The 14970-nt window shown below is 63.4% G+C and carries 15 protein-coding genes; 12 read left to right on the top strand and 3 right to left on the bottom strand.

All coding sequences use genetic code 11. The annotated features are described in order from the left end of the window. Positions 1-15: 15 nt before the first annotated feature. From ACTJI5_RS01910 to ACTJI5_RS01925, 4 genes are read left to right on the top strand one after another with little or no spacing between them, the layout of a single operon-like run. On the top strand, positions 16-657 hold the full coding sequence (locus ACTJI5_RS01910) for a CpaD family pilus assembly protein (RefSeq protein WP_058538452.1): 642 nt from the start codon (positions 16-18) through the stop codon (positions 655-657). Next, positions 654-1925, top strand: a complete 1272-nt coding sequence (locus ACTJI5_RS01915; RefSeq protein ID WP_058538451.1) for an AAA family ATPase — start codon at positions 654-656, stop codon at positions 1923-1925. Before ACTJI5_RS01910 ends, ACTJI5_RS01915 begins: the two co-directional genes overlap by 4 nt. 57 nt (positions 1926-1982) lie before the next feature. After that, entirely contained in the window at positions 1983-2951 is a 969-nt protein-coding gene (locus ACTJI5_RS01920; RefSeq protein ID WP_058538450.1) for a type II secretion system F family protein, read from the top strand. 13 nt (positions 2952-2964) lie between these two features. After that, positions 2965-4008, top strand: a complete 1044-nt coding sequence (locus ACTJI5_RS01925; RefSeq protein ID WP_082639763.1) for a type II secretion system F family protein — start codon at positions 2965-2967, stop codon at positions 4006-4008. A 58-nt stretch (positions 4009-4066) separates the two neighbouring features. Here ACTJI5_RS01925 and ACTJI5_RS01930 read toward each other — a convergent pair whose 3' ends face one another. Beyond that, positions 4067-5068: a fumarylacetoacetate hydrolase family protein gene (locus ACTJI5_RS01930; RefSeq protein WP_440859206.1), complete on the bottom strand. Its 1002-nt coding sequence runs from the start codon at positions 5066-5068 to the stop codon at positions 4067-4069. 57 nt (positions 5069-5125) lie between these two features. Then, positions 5126-5539, bottom strand: a complete 414-nt coding sequence (locus ACTJI5_RS01935) for a hypothetical protein (RefSeq protein WP_058538613.1) — start codon at positions 5537-5539, stop codon at positions 5126-5128. A 149-nt stretch (positions 5540-5688) separates the two neighbouring features. Here ACTJI5_RS01935 and ACTJI5_RS01940 point away from each other — a divergent pair, with 149 nt between their 5' ends. The 4 genes from ACTJI5_RS01940 to ACTJI5_RS01955 all read left to right on the top strand — a co-directional run bounded on the left by ACTJI5_RS01940 (position 5689) and on the right by ACTJI5_RS01955 (position 8013). Beyond that, positions 5689-6921, top strand: coding sequence for a sensor histidine kinase (locus ACTJI5_RS01940; protein WP_440859207.1), 1233 nt, complete (start codon positions 5689-5691; stop codon positions 6919-6921). Positions 6922-7099: 178 nt separating this feature from the next. Continuing rightward, a complete protein-coding gene (locus tag ACTJI5_RS01945; protein ID WP_058538446.1) occupies positions 7100-7306 on the top strand; it encodes a cold-shock protein in 207 nt (68 codons plus the stop codon). Between the two features lie 4 nt (positions 7307-7310). Next, positions 7311-7574, top strand: coding sequence for a translation initiation factor IF-1 (gene infA, locus ACTJI5_RS01950; protein ID WP_058538445.1), 264 nt, complete (start codon positions 7311-7313; stop codon positions 7572-7574). A gap of 226 nt (positions 7575-7800) precedes the next feature. Further along, positions 7801-8013 carry a hypothetical protein gene (locus ACTJI5_RS01955; protein ID WP_058538444.1) on the top strand — a complete coding sequence of 71 codons (213 nt, stop codon included), beginning with the start codon at positions 7801-7803 and terminating at the stop codon, positions 8011-8013. A 12-nt stretch (positions 8014-8025) separates the two neighbouring features. Here the strand turns inward: ACTJI5_RS01955 and ACTJI5_RS01960 are convergent, their stop codons facing one another. Further along, on the bottom strand, positions 8026-9342 hold the full coding sequence (locus ACTJI5_RS01960; RefSeq protein ID WP_440859208.1) for an aspartate aminotransferase family protein: 1317 nt from the start codon (positions 9340-9342) through the stop codon (positions 8026-8028). Positions 9343-9583: 241 nt separating this feature from the next. On the opposite strand from ACTJI5_RS01960, the gene ACTJI5_RS01965 reads away from it, so the two are divergent. The 4 genes from ACTJI5_RS01965 to ACTJI5_RS01980 are packed head-to-tail and all read left to right on the top strand — an operon-like array spanning position 9584 to position 14952. Beyond that, positions 9584-10930 (top strand): glutamine synthetase family protein, encoded by a 1347-nt coding sequence (locus ACTJI5_RS01965; RefSeq protein WP_058538442.1) that lies wholly within the window; start codon positions 9584-9586, stop codon positions 10928-10930. A gap of 14 nt (positions 10931-10944) precedes the next feature. Then, positions 10945-12213 carry an NAD(P)/FAD-dependent oxidoreductase gene (locus ACTJI5_RS01970; protein ID WP_440859209.1) on the top strand — a complete coding sequence of 423 codons (1269 nt, stop codon included), beginning with the start codon at positions 10945-10947 and terminating at the stop codon, positions 12211-12213. After that, positions 12210-13553, top strand: a complete 1344-nt coding sequence (locus ACTJI5_RS01975) for an aspartate aminotransferase family protein (protein ID WP_440859210.1) — start codon at positions 12210-12212, stop codon at positions 13551-13553. Before ACTJI5_RS01970 ends, ACTJI5_RS01975 begins: the two co-directional genes overlap by 4 nt. A 7-nt stretch (positions 13554-13560) precedes the next feature. Next, positions 13561-14952 carry a glutamine synthetase family protein gene (locus ACTJI5_RS01980; RefSeq protein ID WP_440859211.1) on the top strand — a complete coding sequence of 464 codons (1392 nt, stop codon included), beginning with the start codon at positions 13561-13563 and terminating at the stop codon, positions 14950-14952. Positions 14953-14970: the final 18 nt, after the last annotated feature.

The raw sequence follows: 14970 nt of genomic DNA on the forward strand, positions 1-14970 counted from the left end.
TTCAGGAGCAAAGTGATGAAAAAAATCGCAACTTGGACGATCCTGGCTCTGGCCACGTCGCTCGCCGGCTGCACTGGCGCGGCGGTCAGCAACCGCAGCCTCGATTCGGTCCACCAGCCCGTCGTGCGGAATGCCATCTATCAATTCGATGTTGCCGCTTCGAACGGCGAGCTGCCGCCCAGCGAACAGGGCCGCCTGCAAGGCTGGCTCGATTCGATGGGGGTCCGCTATGGCGACCGCGTCGCGATCGAGGATCCGTCGGCCTATGGCGCCGGCTCAGCGCTGGCGACCGTTCGGTCGATGGTCGAACGCCGCGGGCTGCTGCTCAGCAGGGATGTCCCGGTAACGACCGGTGCCGTGCCGCAGGACCACCTGCGCGTCGTCGTGACGCGGGCGACGGCATCCGTACCCGGCTGCCCCAATTGGGAAAGCAAATCGTCGATCAACCCGACCAACTCGACGTCGTCGAATTATGGCTGCGCGGTCAACAGCAATCTCGCCTCGATGGTCGCCGATCCGAACGACCTGATCAAGGGCGCCAGCAACACGGGCAGCGATCCGACGGCGGCGACGCGTGCGATCCAGACCTATCGTACCAAACCCCAAACCGGTGCAGGCGAATTGACCAAGGCACCTACCAGCGGAGGCAGCCAGTGAACGCTCCTTTCAAATCAGCAGGCGCGCGTGATCCCTTCAACGCCTTCGTTTGCGACGACGATACGCTGGAGCTGATCCGCGCCGCGGTCAACGACATGGGCTGGCCGATCGAAAAATGTAACAAGGGCGGACTGCGCAACGCTGTGCAATCGCTTTCGGTCTCCGCCAGCCCGAACATCCTGTTCGTCGACATGTCGGAATCGGGAGATCCGATCAACGACATCAATGCGCTGGCCGAAGTCTGCGAACCCGGCACGGTCGTGATCGCCGCGGGCCAGGTGAACGACGTTCGCCTGTACCGCGACCTTCTGTCCAGCGGCATCCAGGATTATCTGCTGAAGCCGCTGTCGCTCGACCAGGTCCGCGAATCGTTCACCATGGCGCAGGCCATGCTGTCGGCGCCGAAACATGCCGACATGCACGACGACAAGCCGCATCATATGATGGGCGTTGTCGGTGTGCGCGGCGGCGTCGGGGCGTCGCTGGTGGCGACCTCGCTCGCCTGGGCGATCAGCGAACAGGCGGGCCGCCAGACGGCGCTGCTCGATCTCGACATCCATTTCGGCACGGGCGCGCTGACGCTCGACCTCGAACCGGGGCGCGGCCTGATCGACGCGATCGACAATCCCAGCCGCATCGACGGGCTGTTCATCGAACGCGCGATGGTGCGAGCGTCGGACAAGCTTAGCCTGCTGTCGGCCGAAGCGCCGATCCATCAGCCGGTGATGACCGACGGTTCGGCCTTTTTCCAGCTGGAAGAAGAGCTGCGTTCCGCCTTCGAGATGACGATCGTCGACATCCCGCGCCAGGTGTTGATCCCCTTCCCGCACCTCGTGTCGGAAGCCGGTACAATCCTGCTCGTCAGCGATGTGACGCTCGCCGCGGCGCGCGACACGATCCGCCTACTGTCCTGGTTCAAGCAGAACATCCCGGGCGCGCGTGTCGTGCTCGTCGCGAACAAGTTCCAAAACGCCATCGGCGAGCTGTCGCGCAAGGAATTCGAATCGTCGATCGAACGACCGATCGACATCGTCATCCCGTTCGACCCGAAGCTGGTCGCCCAATCGGCAAAGCTCGGCAAATCCTATGCCGAAACCTGCAAGGGCACCAAGTCGGCGCAGGTGTGGAGCAACCTGATGCGCATCATCCTCGACGGCGCCGATGTCGAAGCCGAGGAAGCGCAGATCGTCGCCGCGAAGAGCAAATCGGGCGGCTCGCTGCTCGGCAAGCTCGGGCTGACGAAAAAGGGTGTGAAACAGGCGGCGTGACGGTGCGCCTGACGGGCCGTCATCACCTCCAGCGATAGAAGCGGACATCAGCTGACCATGAATCTGCCAGTCATCCTTATCATCGCCGGAGCTTTCCTGGCCTTTTCGATCCTCGTGATCCTGCTTGGCGGGCCTTCGTCCGGCAAGGCAAAGACGCGGCGACTGGCAATGGTCAAGGACCGCCACGCGGCCTCGACCGAAGCGGTGGTGGCAGCACAGATGCGCAAGACGATCCAGTCGGGCCGCAACGGCGATTCATCGCTGATCGCTTTGTTGCCGCGCCGCGACGAGCTGGAAAAGCGCATCCGCCGGACCGGCAAAAACTGGACGCTTACACAATATATGTTCGCGTCGATGATCGTGTTCGTCGTGGCAACCGGCGGCATGCTCATCGTGCGCGCGCCGTTCCTGATGGCCGCGTTGGTTGGATTGCTCCTCGGGCTCGGCTTGCCCTATCTTGTCGTCGGCATGACGATCAACAGGCGTGTCAAGGCGTTCAACGCCCGCTTTCCCGATGCTATCGATTTGCTGGTACGTGGCCTGAAATCCGGTCTGCCGGTCACCGAAACCTTTCAAGTGGTGAGCCAGGAACTTCCCGGGCCGGTCGGGGAGGAATTCAAGGGCGTCGTCGAACGCATCCGTATCGGCAATACGATGGAAGCGGCGTTGCAGGAAACGGCGGAAATGCTCGGCACGCCCGAATTCCAATTCTTCTGCATCACGATCCAGATCCAGCGCGAAACGGGTGGCAACCTCGCGGAAACGCTGGCCAATCTGTCCGACGTTCTGCGCAAGCGCGCGCAAATGAAGCTCAAGATCCGCGCGATGTCGTCCGAAGCAAAAGCTTCCGCCTATATCGTCGGCGCACTGCCCTTCTTTGTGTTCGGCGTCGTCTGGACAGTGAACCCCGGTTATCTGGCGGGCTTTTTTGTCGAAGAGCGCCTCATCATTGCGGGGATAGGCGGCCTGATCTGGATGAGCATCGGCGCCGGCATCATGGCCAAAATGGTCAACTTCGAAATCTGACGGGGGCATAGAAATGAACAGCGGCCTCCTTCTCTCTTCGGCTTTCTCTGGTGCACAAGCCGGACCGAAAATCCTTGGTATCGACGTCGTATGGGCCGGTACAATGCTCGCGGCGGTCGGCGTCTTTGCCGTCCTGTTCGCGATCTACAACGCGTTGACCGTTCGCAATCCGATGACCAAGCGCGTCAAGGCGCTGAACGATCGGCGCGAGCAGTTGAAGGCGGGCATCACCGCCTCGACAGCGAAACGCCGCGCACGGCTTGTCCGCAAGAACCAGACCGCCGACAAGATGCGGACCTTCCTTGGCCGGCTCCAGGTGCTGCAGGAAGAACAGGTCAAGGAGGTTCAGCAAAAGCTGGCGCAGGCCGGTATCCGGTCGAAGGATCTCGCCGTGGCGGTCATTTTCGGCCGCATGGTCCTGCCGATCCTCTTCGGCGGCCTCGCTCTTTTCCTGATCTATTGGGTCGATATGTGGCCCGACCTGACGTCGTTCAAGCGGTCCATGTATACGATGGGCGCCTTGATACTCGGCTACAAGGCACCCGACCTTTTTGTGGATAATAAGCGCCAGAAGCGTACCCACGCAATCCGCAAAGGCTTGCCCGACGCACTCGACCTGCTCGTCATCTGCGCCGAAGCCGGTTTGACGGTCGACTCCGCCTTTTCACGCGTCTCGAAGGAGCTGGGCCGCGCCTATCCCGAACTCGGCGAAGAATTCGCGCTGACGTCGATCGAGCTCGGCTTTCTGACCGAACGCCGCCAGGCTTTCGAAAACTTCGCCTATCGCGTGAATCTGGAATCGGTAAAGGGCGTGGTCACGACCATGATCCAGACCGAGAAATACGGCACGCCGCTCGCCAGCGCGCTTCGTGTCCTGTCGGCCGAATTCCGCAACGAGCGCATGATGCGAGCCGAGGAAAAGGCCGCACGCCTGCCCGCTATCATGACGGTGCCGCTCATTCTGTTCATTCTGCCAGTGCTGTTCATCGTCATTCTTGGCCCGGCGGCCTGTTCGCTGAGCGACGCCATGGCCGGCGGCAGCCTCGGCGCCAAATAGCCGGGCAACACCGGCACAAATCGGGAGAGGGCGGAAGCAATTCCGCCCTCTTTTGCTATCAGCCCACGCTCTGTTCGATTGCGCCGAAGATGCTGTGATGCCGGTCGTCATCCATCCAGATGCGAACCGTGTCGCCCTTTTGCATGAACGGAGTCTTGGGCTCGCCCTGCTGGATCGTTTCGACCGTCCGCACTTCGGCGAGGCAGCTATAGCCGAGCCCGCCGGCGGCGATCGGCCTGCCCGGCCCACCATCGGCATCGCGGTTCGACACCGTGCCCGACCCGATGATCGTGCCCGCACCCAGGTCGCGTGTCTTTGCCGCATGGGCGATCAGCGCGCCGAAATCGAACGTCATGTCGACGCCGGCGTCAGCGCGGCCGAGCGGCTGGCCGTTCAGATCGACCGACAATGTGCCGTGCAGCTTGCCGTCCTTCCAGCGATCACCCAGTGCATCGGGCGTCACGAACACGGGCGACATCGCGCTCGACGGCTTCGACTGGAAAAAGCCGAAGCCCTTGGCGAGTTCCGCGGGGATCAGGCCGCGCAGCGACACGTCGTTAGTCAGACCGACAAGCAGGATCGTCTCGCGCGCCGCGGTGGCATCGATCCCCTTGGGTACATCGCCCGTCACGACCACGATTTCCGCCTCCATATCGCAGCCCCAGGCGGGGTCGCCGAGCGGAATCGCGTCGCGCGGAGCCAGAAACGCGTCGCTGCCGCCCTGATACATCAGCGGATCGTGCCAAAAGCTGTCGGGCATTTCGGCGCCGCGCGCCTGCCGCACCAGCGCGACATGGTTCACATAAGCGCTGCCGTCGGCCCATTGATAAGCGCGCGGCAGGGGCGACGCGGCGTCATGTTCGTGAAAGCGGTCTTTCGGGATCGCGTCGTGATTGAGATCCTCTGCCAGCGCCGCGAGGCGGGGAGCGGCATAGGCCCAATTGTCGAGCGCCGCCTGCATCGTCGGGACGATCTGGCCGGCGTCGGCATACCAGGCAAGGTCGTCCGAAACGACGACCAGGCGTCCGTCGCGGCCCTGTTTGAGCGAAGCTAGTTTCACGGGAACTCCTTTGGCTGACGATGCGGCTGAACCGACATCGCCTCAAAGGAGCGAAAATCAGCGCGTCATCGTGATCGATGCGAAACAGGTAAAGCCGCTCTGCCCCGCCTGCAAGCGCCGGATATATTGGAGATAGGCTTGCGACTGGTTGTACGTCGTACCGGGCAGCGTCTGCCCACGGAATGCCCGCTTTACTTCCTCGCCCGTGAAGGGGCGGACCGAGCCCGGAAACGCGCCCTTGGTGCCCGGTGGGACCAGTTTGCCGGCGGTGCTGATATATTTGCCGGCGCCCGTCGGGCCGGGAACGGGAATCTGGCAGTTCATCACCGACACCGCAGTCTGCGCAAAGGCGGGACGGATCGTCAGCGCGGCGGAAACGCCAACGGCACCGAGCGCGAGCATCTTGCGCCGCGACGGGATGGCTTCGTCCGTCTCCATGGCGTTTTCGGCGGGAATGTCGCTATTTTCCATGTCGCGCGCATAACCCAATGAAGCGCCAAGGAAAAGCAAAAGACGGGTCGTCGCCTTGCCCTTCCCGCTTTGGGACATTCGCGGCCAGGACGTTAATTGCCGTAAACATCCTTGCGCATCGTCACCTCTTCGTGCGAGGCGCAACGGCGATGTTCGATCGCCTTTCCAGCCTGGTCATCGCTTTGACGCTGGTCGCCATCGCAGCGATTTTCGCCACGCTGACGGGCGGCGATCCGCTGTCGATCGCCATCATGGTGCTCGCGGGCTTCCTCGCCGCCGCGACAGTCTACGGCGCGCTTCCCGTCGCCTTGCCCGACACGAAGGGCGCCGGGCCCGAACCCGCGGCCGCCCTGCCCGTCTCCTTGCTCCGCCATCCCGATTTTGCCCATTGGGTCGATCAGGAAAAGGAGCCTTTGATCGGCACCGCCGACAATATCGTCACGATTGCCAACGACGCCGCGATCCGGCTGCTGGGCCGGCATATCGTCGGCGCCGACGTCCGCACCGCGATCCGCCATCCCGCGGCGACCGACTGGCTGTCGCGGATCGACGGGCAAGATCCGCTCGAAACGGTCAATCTGGTCGATTTTCCGCGCCCCGGCCAGCGCTGGACGATGCGCATCGCCGCGCTGTCGGGCAGCGAATATATCATCTTCCTGTCCGACCGGTCGGCAATCGATGCCGCGGACCGCATGCGATCCGACTTCGTCGCCAACGCCAGCCACGAACTGCGCACGCCGCTCGCCGCGATCCTCGGCTATGTCGAAACGCTCCAGGAAATGAACGGCGAGGCCGACGCGCCGACGCGCAATCGCTTCCTTTCGATCATCGATCGCGAGGCGCGGCGGATGCAGCAACTCGTCATCGACCTTTTGTCGATTTCACGCGTCGAGGCCGACCGCTTTCGTCGCCCGACGACCCCGGTCGACCTTGCCATCATCGTCCAGACCACGATCGCGCAGCTGCGCGATAGCGAACAGCCGCGCACCAAAGACATCGTCGCGCGGCTGGGCGACGATCCGCAACCGGTGCTGGGCGACGAAGCGCAGCTCGGACAGCTCGCGCACAATATCATTTCGAACGCGATGAAATACGGTCACGCGGGAACCCCGGTGACGGTCGAGCTGGCGCGCGAGGGCCGCCGCGTGCGGCTGTCGGTCAGCGACGAGGGCGACGGCATCGCGCCCGATCATCTGCCGCGCCTGACCGAACGTTTCTATCGCGTCGACGAGGCGCGCAGCCGCTCGGTCGGCGGCACCGGCCTCGGCCTCGCCATCGTCAAGCACATCAGCGAGCGCCATCAGGGGCAGCTCGACATCGACAGCGAAGTTGGCAAAGGCACCCGCGTTTCGGTGGCTTTTCCCCTGCTCGCGGAGGCATGACGGCGCGCGAATCCAAGCCTATCCTTGACTTTTCATAGCTCAAGCCCCATCTTCGGCAGGCTATCGTCGCCTACGACGGATTTTTTTGCCTGCTTGGCGGACACTTCCATCCTCACGCTACCTGGCGCCATCGGCATATGGCCGGTGGTAACTCCGCTTCCGTGAAAGGAACGACCCCATGCCGATCGGCACTGTAAAATTCTTCAACACCGAAAAAGGTTATGGCTTCATCGCGAACGAAGACGGTTCGGGCGACAATTTCGTCCACATCACCGCCCTCGAACGCGCCGGGATGACGACGCTGAACAAGGATCAGCGCGTTTCCTATGACCTGGAAACCGACCAGCGCGGCAAAGTCGCCGCCGTCAACATCCAGTCGGCCTGATCTTTTGGCCAAAGAGGAACTACTGACCCTCGACGGCCAGATCGATGAAATCCTTCCCGATGGACGCTTTGGCGTCGTTCTGGAAAATGATCATCGGATCATCGCTTACACGGCGGGCCGGATGCGACGTTTTCGCATCCGGTCGGTCGTCGGCGACGCCGTACGCGTCGAAATGACGCCTTACGACCTCACCAAGGGCCGCATCATCTATCGCGATCGCGGCGCCGGTCCGGCGGGAGGCGGCCCCCGCAAGGGCAATCGACGCTGAATACCCAACCAGAATAAAACAATGATTACAGGATATTATGAACTTTAATTTGAATACTTTTCCTTCTCTTCTTCGGCCCTATTCCGCGATCGATGCGCGGGCCGATAAGCCAGCCCGGCGATCGCCGACGCTGACGCGGCGCGAACTTCGCCGCCTGATCGCCCAAATGGTCGACTGACTTTCCCGGTTCAGACCTTCAACCACCTCTACCCTAAGGATTTCCGCCATGTCGAACACCAGCGATTTCTACCTGATCCAGGCGGACAAATGCGCGGCCGACGCGGCGGAAAGCACGCTGTCGCAAGTCCGCGACCGCAATCTGCGCGCCGAACAGGCGTGGCGCACAATGGCCGAACGTCTGATCCAGACCGAAGCCACGCGCGCGCGGCAGGTCGCTGCAGCGGCAGCCAAGGCGGAAGCCAACGCCGACGCCGACTGACGGGCATTCCCGTCAGTCGATGCGGGCCAGCAATTCGGCAATCTTCCCGAACATCTCGTCGATCTGCGCCTTTTCGACGATCAGCGGCGGCGACAGCGCAATGATGTCGCCCGTCGCGCGAACAAGCAAACCATTGTCGAAGCAGGCGTGGAACAATTCCATCGCGCGCGCGGTCGGTGCTCCCGCACGCGGCTCGAGCTCGATGCCCGCGACCAGACCAATCGTGCGAATATCGATGACATGGCGCGCGCCTTTCAGGCTGTGCGCAGCATCCTCCCAATAGCTGCCGAGTTCATTCGCGCGGTCGAACAGGCCATCGCGCGCATAGAGATCGAGCGTCGCAAGACCCGCCGCGCTGGCGAGCGGATGGCCCGAATAGGTGTAGCCGTGGAACAGTTCGATCCCGCCCGGCACGCTGTCGATCACCGCATCGTGGAGTTCGCGCTTCACCGCAACGGCGCCCATCGGCACCGCGGCGTTGGTCAGCCCTTTCGCCATCGTGATGATGTCGGGCGTCACGCCCCATTGCCCTGCCGCCGTCGCGCCGCCAACGCGGCCGAACGCGGTGATCACTTCATCGAAAATCAGGATGATACCGTGTTTGTCGCAGATTTCGCGCAGGCGCTGGAGATAGCCGACCGGCGGGACGAGCACCCCGGTCGAGCCCGCCATCGGTTCGACAATCACTGCCGCGATGGTATCGGCGCCGTGGAGGTCGACGAGCCGCTGGAGGTCGTCCGCCAGTTCCGCGCCATGCTGCGGAAAGCCGCGCGTGAACGCGTTGCGTTCGACGTCGTGCGTGTGACGAATATGGTCGACCCCGGGCAGCCCGCCGCCGAAGGCGCGGCGGTTGTTCACAAGGCCGCCGACGCTGATCCCGCCAAAGCCCGTGCCATGATAGCCACGTTCGCGCCCGATCAGCCGCGTGCGCGTCCCCTGCCCCTTCGCACGCTGGATATTGAGTGCGATTTTTAGCGCAGTATCAACCGATTCGGATCCGCTGTTGGTAAAGAATATCCGGTCGAGCCCATCGGGCATCAGCGCTGCAAGTCGCTGCGCCAGTTCGAACGGCAGCGGATGACCCAGCTGGAAGGTCGGGGCGAAATCGAGCGTCGCCGCGGTGTTCGCGATCGCCTCGGTGATTTCGGGGCGGCAATGCCCCGCGTTGCTGCACCAGAGGCCCGACGTGCCGTCGAGGATGGTCCGCCCATCGGCGCTCTGGTAATGCATGCCGCTCGCGGAGACAAGCTGGCGCGGGTTCGCCTTATACGCGCGGTTGGCGGTAAACGGCATCCAGAAGGACGCTAGATGGTCGTTTTCTCCCCGCATCGCCTCAATCTCCTTCCAGCATATTCGAATGCGACTATCGCGCGGCGCCGAGGATGCGGCGGATGCAGGGTCAAGTCCAGTATGACGAAGATGACGGGGCGCCGATTTCGCGCAAGCAAAGAATCCGGCATGAAATGATACCCGAGATGGCCGGATAACGGCCCCCTCTGGCGCTTCCTTCAACCTTGCGATACGCTGCCCATTCCACAGACGGGTCGAGCCTCGGCCCAATCGGGGGCGCATGTCAGTCAATCTGGAACAATGGATCAGCGACCATAAAATCGACGAAGTCGAATGCATCGTCCCCGACATCAACGGGGTCCAGCGCGGCAAGGTGCTGCCGGCCAAGAAGTTCCTCTCCTCGGTCAAGGACAAGTCGCTCCGCATCCCGGGCAGCGTCTTCATCTGCACGATCGACGGCCATTATCCCGAGGATATCGACGATATCTGGGACAAGGATCCTGACAAGATATTGATCGCTGACCCGACCACGATCTGCGTCGCGCCGGGGTTCACTTCGCCGACCGCATTTGTGATCGCCGATGCCTATAATGGCGACGGCAGCGAGGTCGACATCGCGCCGCGCACAATCCTGAAAAAAGTGCTCGGCCTCTACGCCGAAAAGGGCTGGAAGCCGATCATCGCGCCCGAGGTCGAGTTCTACCTCGTCTCGCAGAACGCCGACCCCGATTTCCCGCTGACCCCGCCGGTCGGCCAGTCGGGACGCAGCGAAACCGCGAGCCAGCCCTATGGGCTCGAGGCGATGAACGAATATGAGGATATCATCGATCATATCTATGACGATTGCGAGCTGATGGGGCTCGATATCGACACAATGATCCATGAAATGGGCGCCGCGCAGCTCGAAGTGAATTTCGAGCATGGCGACCCGCTGCGGCTCGCCGACGAGGTGTTCCTGTTTAAGCGCGTGGTGCGCAACGTCGCGAAGCAGCACAATGTCTATGCGACCTTCATGGCGAACCCGATGGCGGGCCAGCCGGGCAGCGCGATGCATATCCATCAGTCGGTGGTCGATGCGGTGACGGGCAAGAACCTGTTTTCGGTCGCCAACGGCCGCGATAGCGCGATGTTCCGCAGCTATATCGCCGGGCTCGTGCGCTATATGCCGCAAATCTCGCCGCTGTGGGCGCCCAATGTGAACAGTTTCCGCCGCATGCGGCCCGACAGCGCGGCGCCGATCAACGTCCAGTGGGGCGAGGACAACCGCTCGTGCGGGTTCCGCGTGCCCATCTCGGACAAAAACAACCGCCGCGTCGAAAACCGCCTGCCGGGCGCTGACAGCAACCCCTATCTCGCAATCTCCGCCTCGCTGATCTGCGGCTATATCGGGATGGTCGACCGCATGGTGCCGGCAAAACCGATCACCGGCAGCGCGTATAACCGCGCCCGCACCCTGCCGCGAACACTGGAGGCGGCGCTCGATCGCTTCGCTTCGTGCAAGAAGGTTCGCAATCTGCTCGGCGACGATTTCTTCGAAATCTTCTTCGCGGTGAAGGATTATGAGCTCTTCAACTATCAGTCGGTGGTGTCGAGCTGGGAACGCGAACATCTGTTGATGCGGGTCTGACCCGCGCGCCGGCCATGACCGATCCGCTCGCCAACAGCTATTATGCCGCGACCGCGCGCCGGTGGCGTTCGGCATATGAAATAGGCGAAGAGCTTTCGTTCGATGTCGCAGTCATCGGCGGCGGCTTCACGGGGCTGTCCGCTGCCCTCGCCTGTGCCGAGCGCGGCTTCTCGGTGATCCTGATAGAGCGCGAACATGTCGGCTTCGGCGCGTCGGGCCGAAACGGCGGGCAGTTGATCCCTGGCCTTCGCTGGTCGGCGTCCGAGCTTGAGGGTGAATTCGGTCGCGAGCGCGCCGAGGCGCTGTTCAACCTATGCTGGCGCGCGAATCCGGTGAAAGCGCGCATTGAAAAGCACGGCATCGATTGTGACCTCAAGACCGGGCATCTTGAGGCCGCGTGGACGCCGAAAGATTTCGACGCGATGAAGCGCGAGGCCGAGTTTCTGGCGATGCGCTTTGCCTACCAGAGCCACGTCATCGAGAAGAACAACATGGGCGCGCATATTGCCAGCCCGCTTTACCACGGCGGCATCCACGATCCGCAGGGCGGGCATTTCCATCCGCTGAACTATGCGATCGGCCTTGCGCGCGCCGCCGAAGCCGCGGGCGTTTGCATCTGGGAAGATCAGCGCGCCCACAGGATCATCGAGACGCCGGATGGACTGGGCGTGATGACCGATCGCGCGCACGTCGCCGCGCGCTATGTCATCGACGCAACCGATAGCTGGGTCGGCGACGTCGAACCGGACCTCGGCCGCTTCACCGTGCCGATCATGAACTATAACATCGCAACCGCGCCGCTCGCAAATGCCGACGCGCTATTGCCCAGCGATGCCGCGGTTGCCGATAGCCGCTTCGTGCTCAACTATTTCCGCCTCTCGGCCGACAAGCGTCTGATCTTCGGCGGCGGCGAGCGTTATTCGCAGACGCCGCCACGCGATATCGCAGCCTTTGTTCGCCCGTTCATGGCAGAGGTCTTTCCGCAGATCGCCGATGCGAAGATCGACTATGGCTGGGGCGGCGCGGTCGCGGTGACGATGAACCGGCTGCCGCACATCGGGCGGCGCGGGAACGTCTTTTACGCGCATGGCTTTTCGGGGCATGGCGCGCTGGTCACGACGCTCGCGGGCGAATTGATTGCCGAGGCGATGGCGGGCACCGCCGAACGCTTCGACGTGCTGGCGAACCTTCCTTTGAAACCCTTCCCCGGCGGCAAATGGCTGCGCCAGCCGCTCGCGACGCTCGGGCTGCTCTATTATGCGATGAAGGACAAGCTCGGGTGATATCCGATGCTGCTATCGCCCGCGTTGCAAGCCGCGAGGCCGAACGTTTCCGCGCCGCCAACCGCCAAGCCTTCACGCATCACGCGGCGGCGAAGGGCTGGTTCCAGTCGGTTCCCTTCCACTGGATGCGCGACTGGCCGAGCCCGGTGCCGATCGTCGCCGCGTCAGCGAAAGACGCAACGCTGACCAGCATCGACGGGCAGCGCTACGACGATTTCTGCCTCGGCGACACCGCCAGCCTGTTCGGCCATTCGCCGCCGGCCCTCGCCGCCGCGCTGACGAAGCAGGCCGGCGAAGGGCTGAGCTACATGTTGCCGACCGAGCGGGGTGTGGCGCTGTCGCAGCGCCTCGCGGCGATGTTCGGCCTTGAGCTATGGCAGGTCACGACCACCGCAAGCGAGGCCAATCGCGCGGTGATACGCTGGTGCCGGGGAATCAGCGGGCGCCCCAAAATCCTGACCTTCAACGGCGCCTATCATGGCGCGGTCGACGACGCGTTCGTCGATCTGAAGGGCGGCGCGCCCGCTATGCGGGCCAGCCTGGTCGGCCAGGTTCACGATTTGCGCGACACCACCACGGTGATTGAGTTCAATGACGAGGCAGCGCTGGCGACGGCGCTCTGCGGCGGCGACGTCGCGTGCGTACTCGCCGAGCCGGTGATGACCAACGTCGGCATGGTGCGCGATGCACCCGGCTTTCTGGCGACGCTTCGCCGGCTTTGCGACGAGACCGGCACCTTGCTGATCTTCGACGAAACGCACACCATCTCCTCGGGATATGGCGGCCATGGCGTCACGCACGGCCCCACCCCAGACCTCATCGTCGTCGGCAAGTCGATCGGGGGCGGCGTGCCCTGCGCCGTCTACGGATTTTCGGCGGCGGTCGCTGATCGCATGGCTGCGCTGAACGCCTCGCGCCCCTCCGGGCATAGCGGCATCGGCACCACATTGTCCGCCAACGCGCTCGCCATCACCGCGATGGATGCGATGCTGTCGGACGTCATCACGCCCGCCGCATATGACCATATGCTGCGCGGCGCCGCACGCCTCGTCACTGGGCTCGAACAGGAAATTGCCGCCGCCGACCTCGACTGGCACGTCACACAGGTCGGCGCCCGCGTCGAATTCCTGACCTGCCCTACCCCGCCGCTGAGCGGCAGCGAGGCGAAGGCGGCGATGCATCCCAAGCTGGAGGCGGCAATTCACCTGTTCCTCGCAACCCGCGGGATTTTGCTGGCGCCGTTTCACAATATGATGTTGGTGAGCCCGGTCACGTCGGACGAACAAATCGACCGGCTCGTCGGCGTATTTGCCGACTGCGTGCGTGCATTGAAGGAGTAGTGGGGCGATGTCGAAGTCATCGGGCGTGATCGCGCCGCGTTCGGAGGCCGAGGCCTTTTTCAAGGCCAATCCCGACGTCGATTCGATCGAGATGATCTACACCGACTTTGGCGGCGTGCCGCGCGGCAAGCGACTGCGCCAGCATGAGGTGCTTGCCGTCTACGAAAGCGGCCGCATGTTCCCCGGCTCGATCACCGTCGTCGACATCACCGGACAGGATACCGTCGAAACCGGCCTTGTGTGGGAGGATGGCGACGCCGATCGTTCCATGAAGCCGATCCCCGGCACCCTCGTCCGCACCCCATGGGGCGGCGACCATGCCGCGCAATTCCTCGTCGATTTCTACGAGCTCGACGGCACCCCGCACGACCTCGATCCGCGCCATGTGCTGGGCGGCGTGATCGACGCCTTCACCGCCGACGGGCTGACCCCGGTGCTCGCGGTCGAACTCGAATTCTATCTCGTCGACCCGCGTCGTGCCCGCGATGGCAGGGTCCGCCCCGCGCGGCCCGGCTACAGCCGCGACACCCCGCGCAATGTCGAGGTCTATGGCCTGCGCGAACTCGACGACTTCCGCCCCTTCTTCGACGCGCTTTACGCCGCGACCGACGTGCAGGGCTTGCCGCTCGAAAGCGCGATCTCCGAATTCGCCCCCGGCCAGTTCGAACTGACATTGCGCCATAAGCCCGACGCGCTGCGCGCCTGCGACGATGCGATCATGTACAAGCGTCTCGTCAAGGCGATCGCGCAGCAACAGGGCCTCGAGGCGACCTTCATGGCCAAGCCCTTCGCCGAGCAGGCGGGCAGCGGGATGCATATCCATGTGTCGGTCAACGACGACAGCGATACCAACATCTTTGCCAGCGACGATCCCGAAGGCACGCCCGCGCTGCGCCACGCGATCGGCGGGATGATCGGCACCGTCGGCGACGCTTTTGCGCTCTTCGCGCCGCACGCAAACAGCTATCGCCGCTTCAAGGCGAACAGCTATGCCCCCGTCGCGCCCACCTGGGGCGTCAACAACCGCACCGTGTCCTTCCGTATCCCCGCCGGCCCGCCGCCGAGCCGCCATGTTGAGCACCGCGCGTGCGGCGCCGACGCGAACCCCTATCTGGCGGTCGCGGCGGTTCTTGCGGGCATGCATCACGGCATGACGAACAAGATCGATCCCGGCGCGGCGGTCGTCGGCAACGGCTATGACCGCGACAACAGCGGCGATGACAAGCCGCCGTCGAACTGGTTCGCCGCGGTCGACCGCTTCCATGCATCGACCCTGATGCGCGACTATCTGGGTGCGCGCTTCGTCGACATGTTCAGCATCGTGAAGCGCGTCGAGCAGGATCGCTATTTCAGCGTCGTCCCGACACTCGATTACGATTGGTATCTGCGCAACGCATGAAAGTTTCAAAGAAACTTG

This window comes from Sphingopyxis sp. 22461, assembly GCF_052044915.1.
Taxonomy (GTDB): Bacteria; Pseudomonadota; Alphaproteobacteria; order Sphingomonadales; family Sphingomonadaceae; genus Sphingopyxis.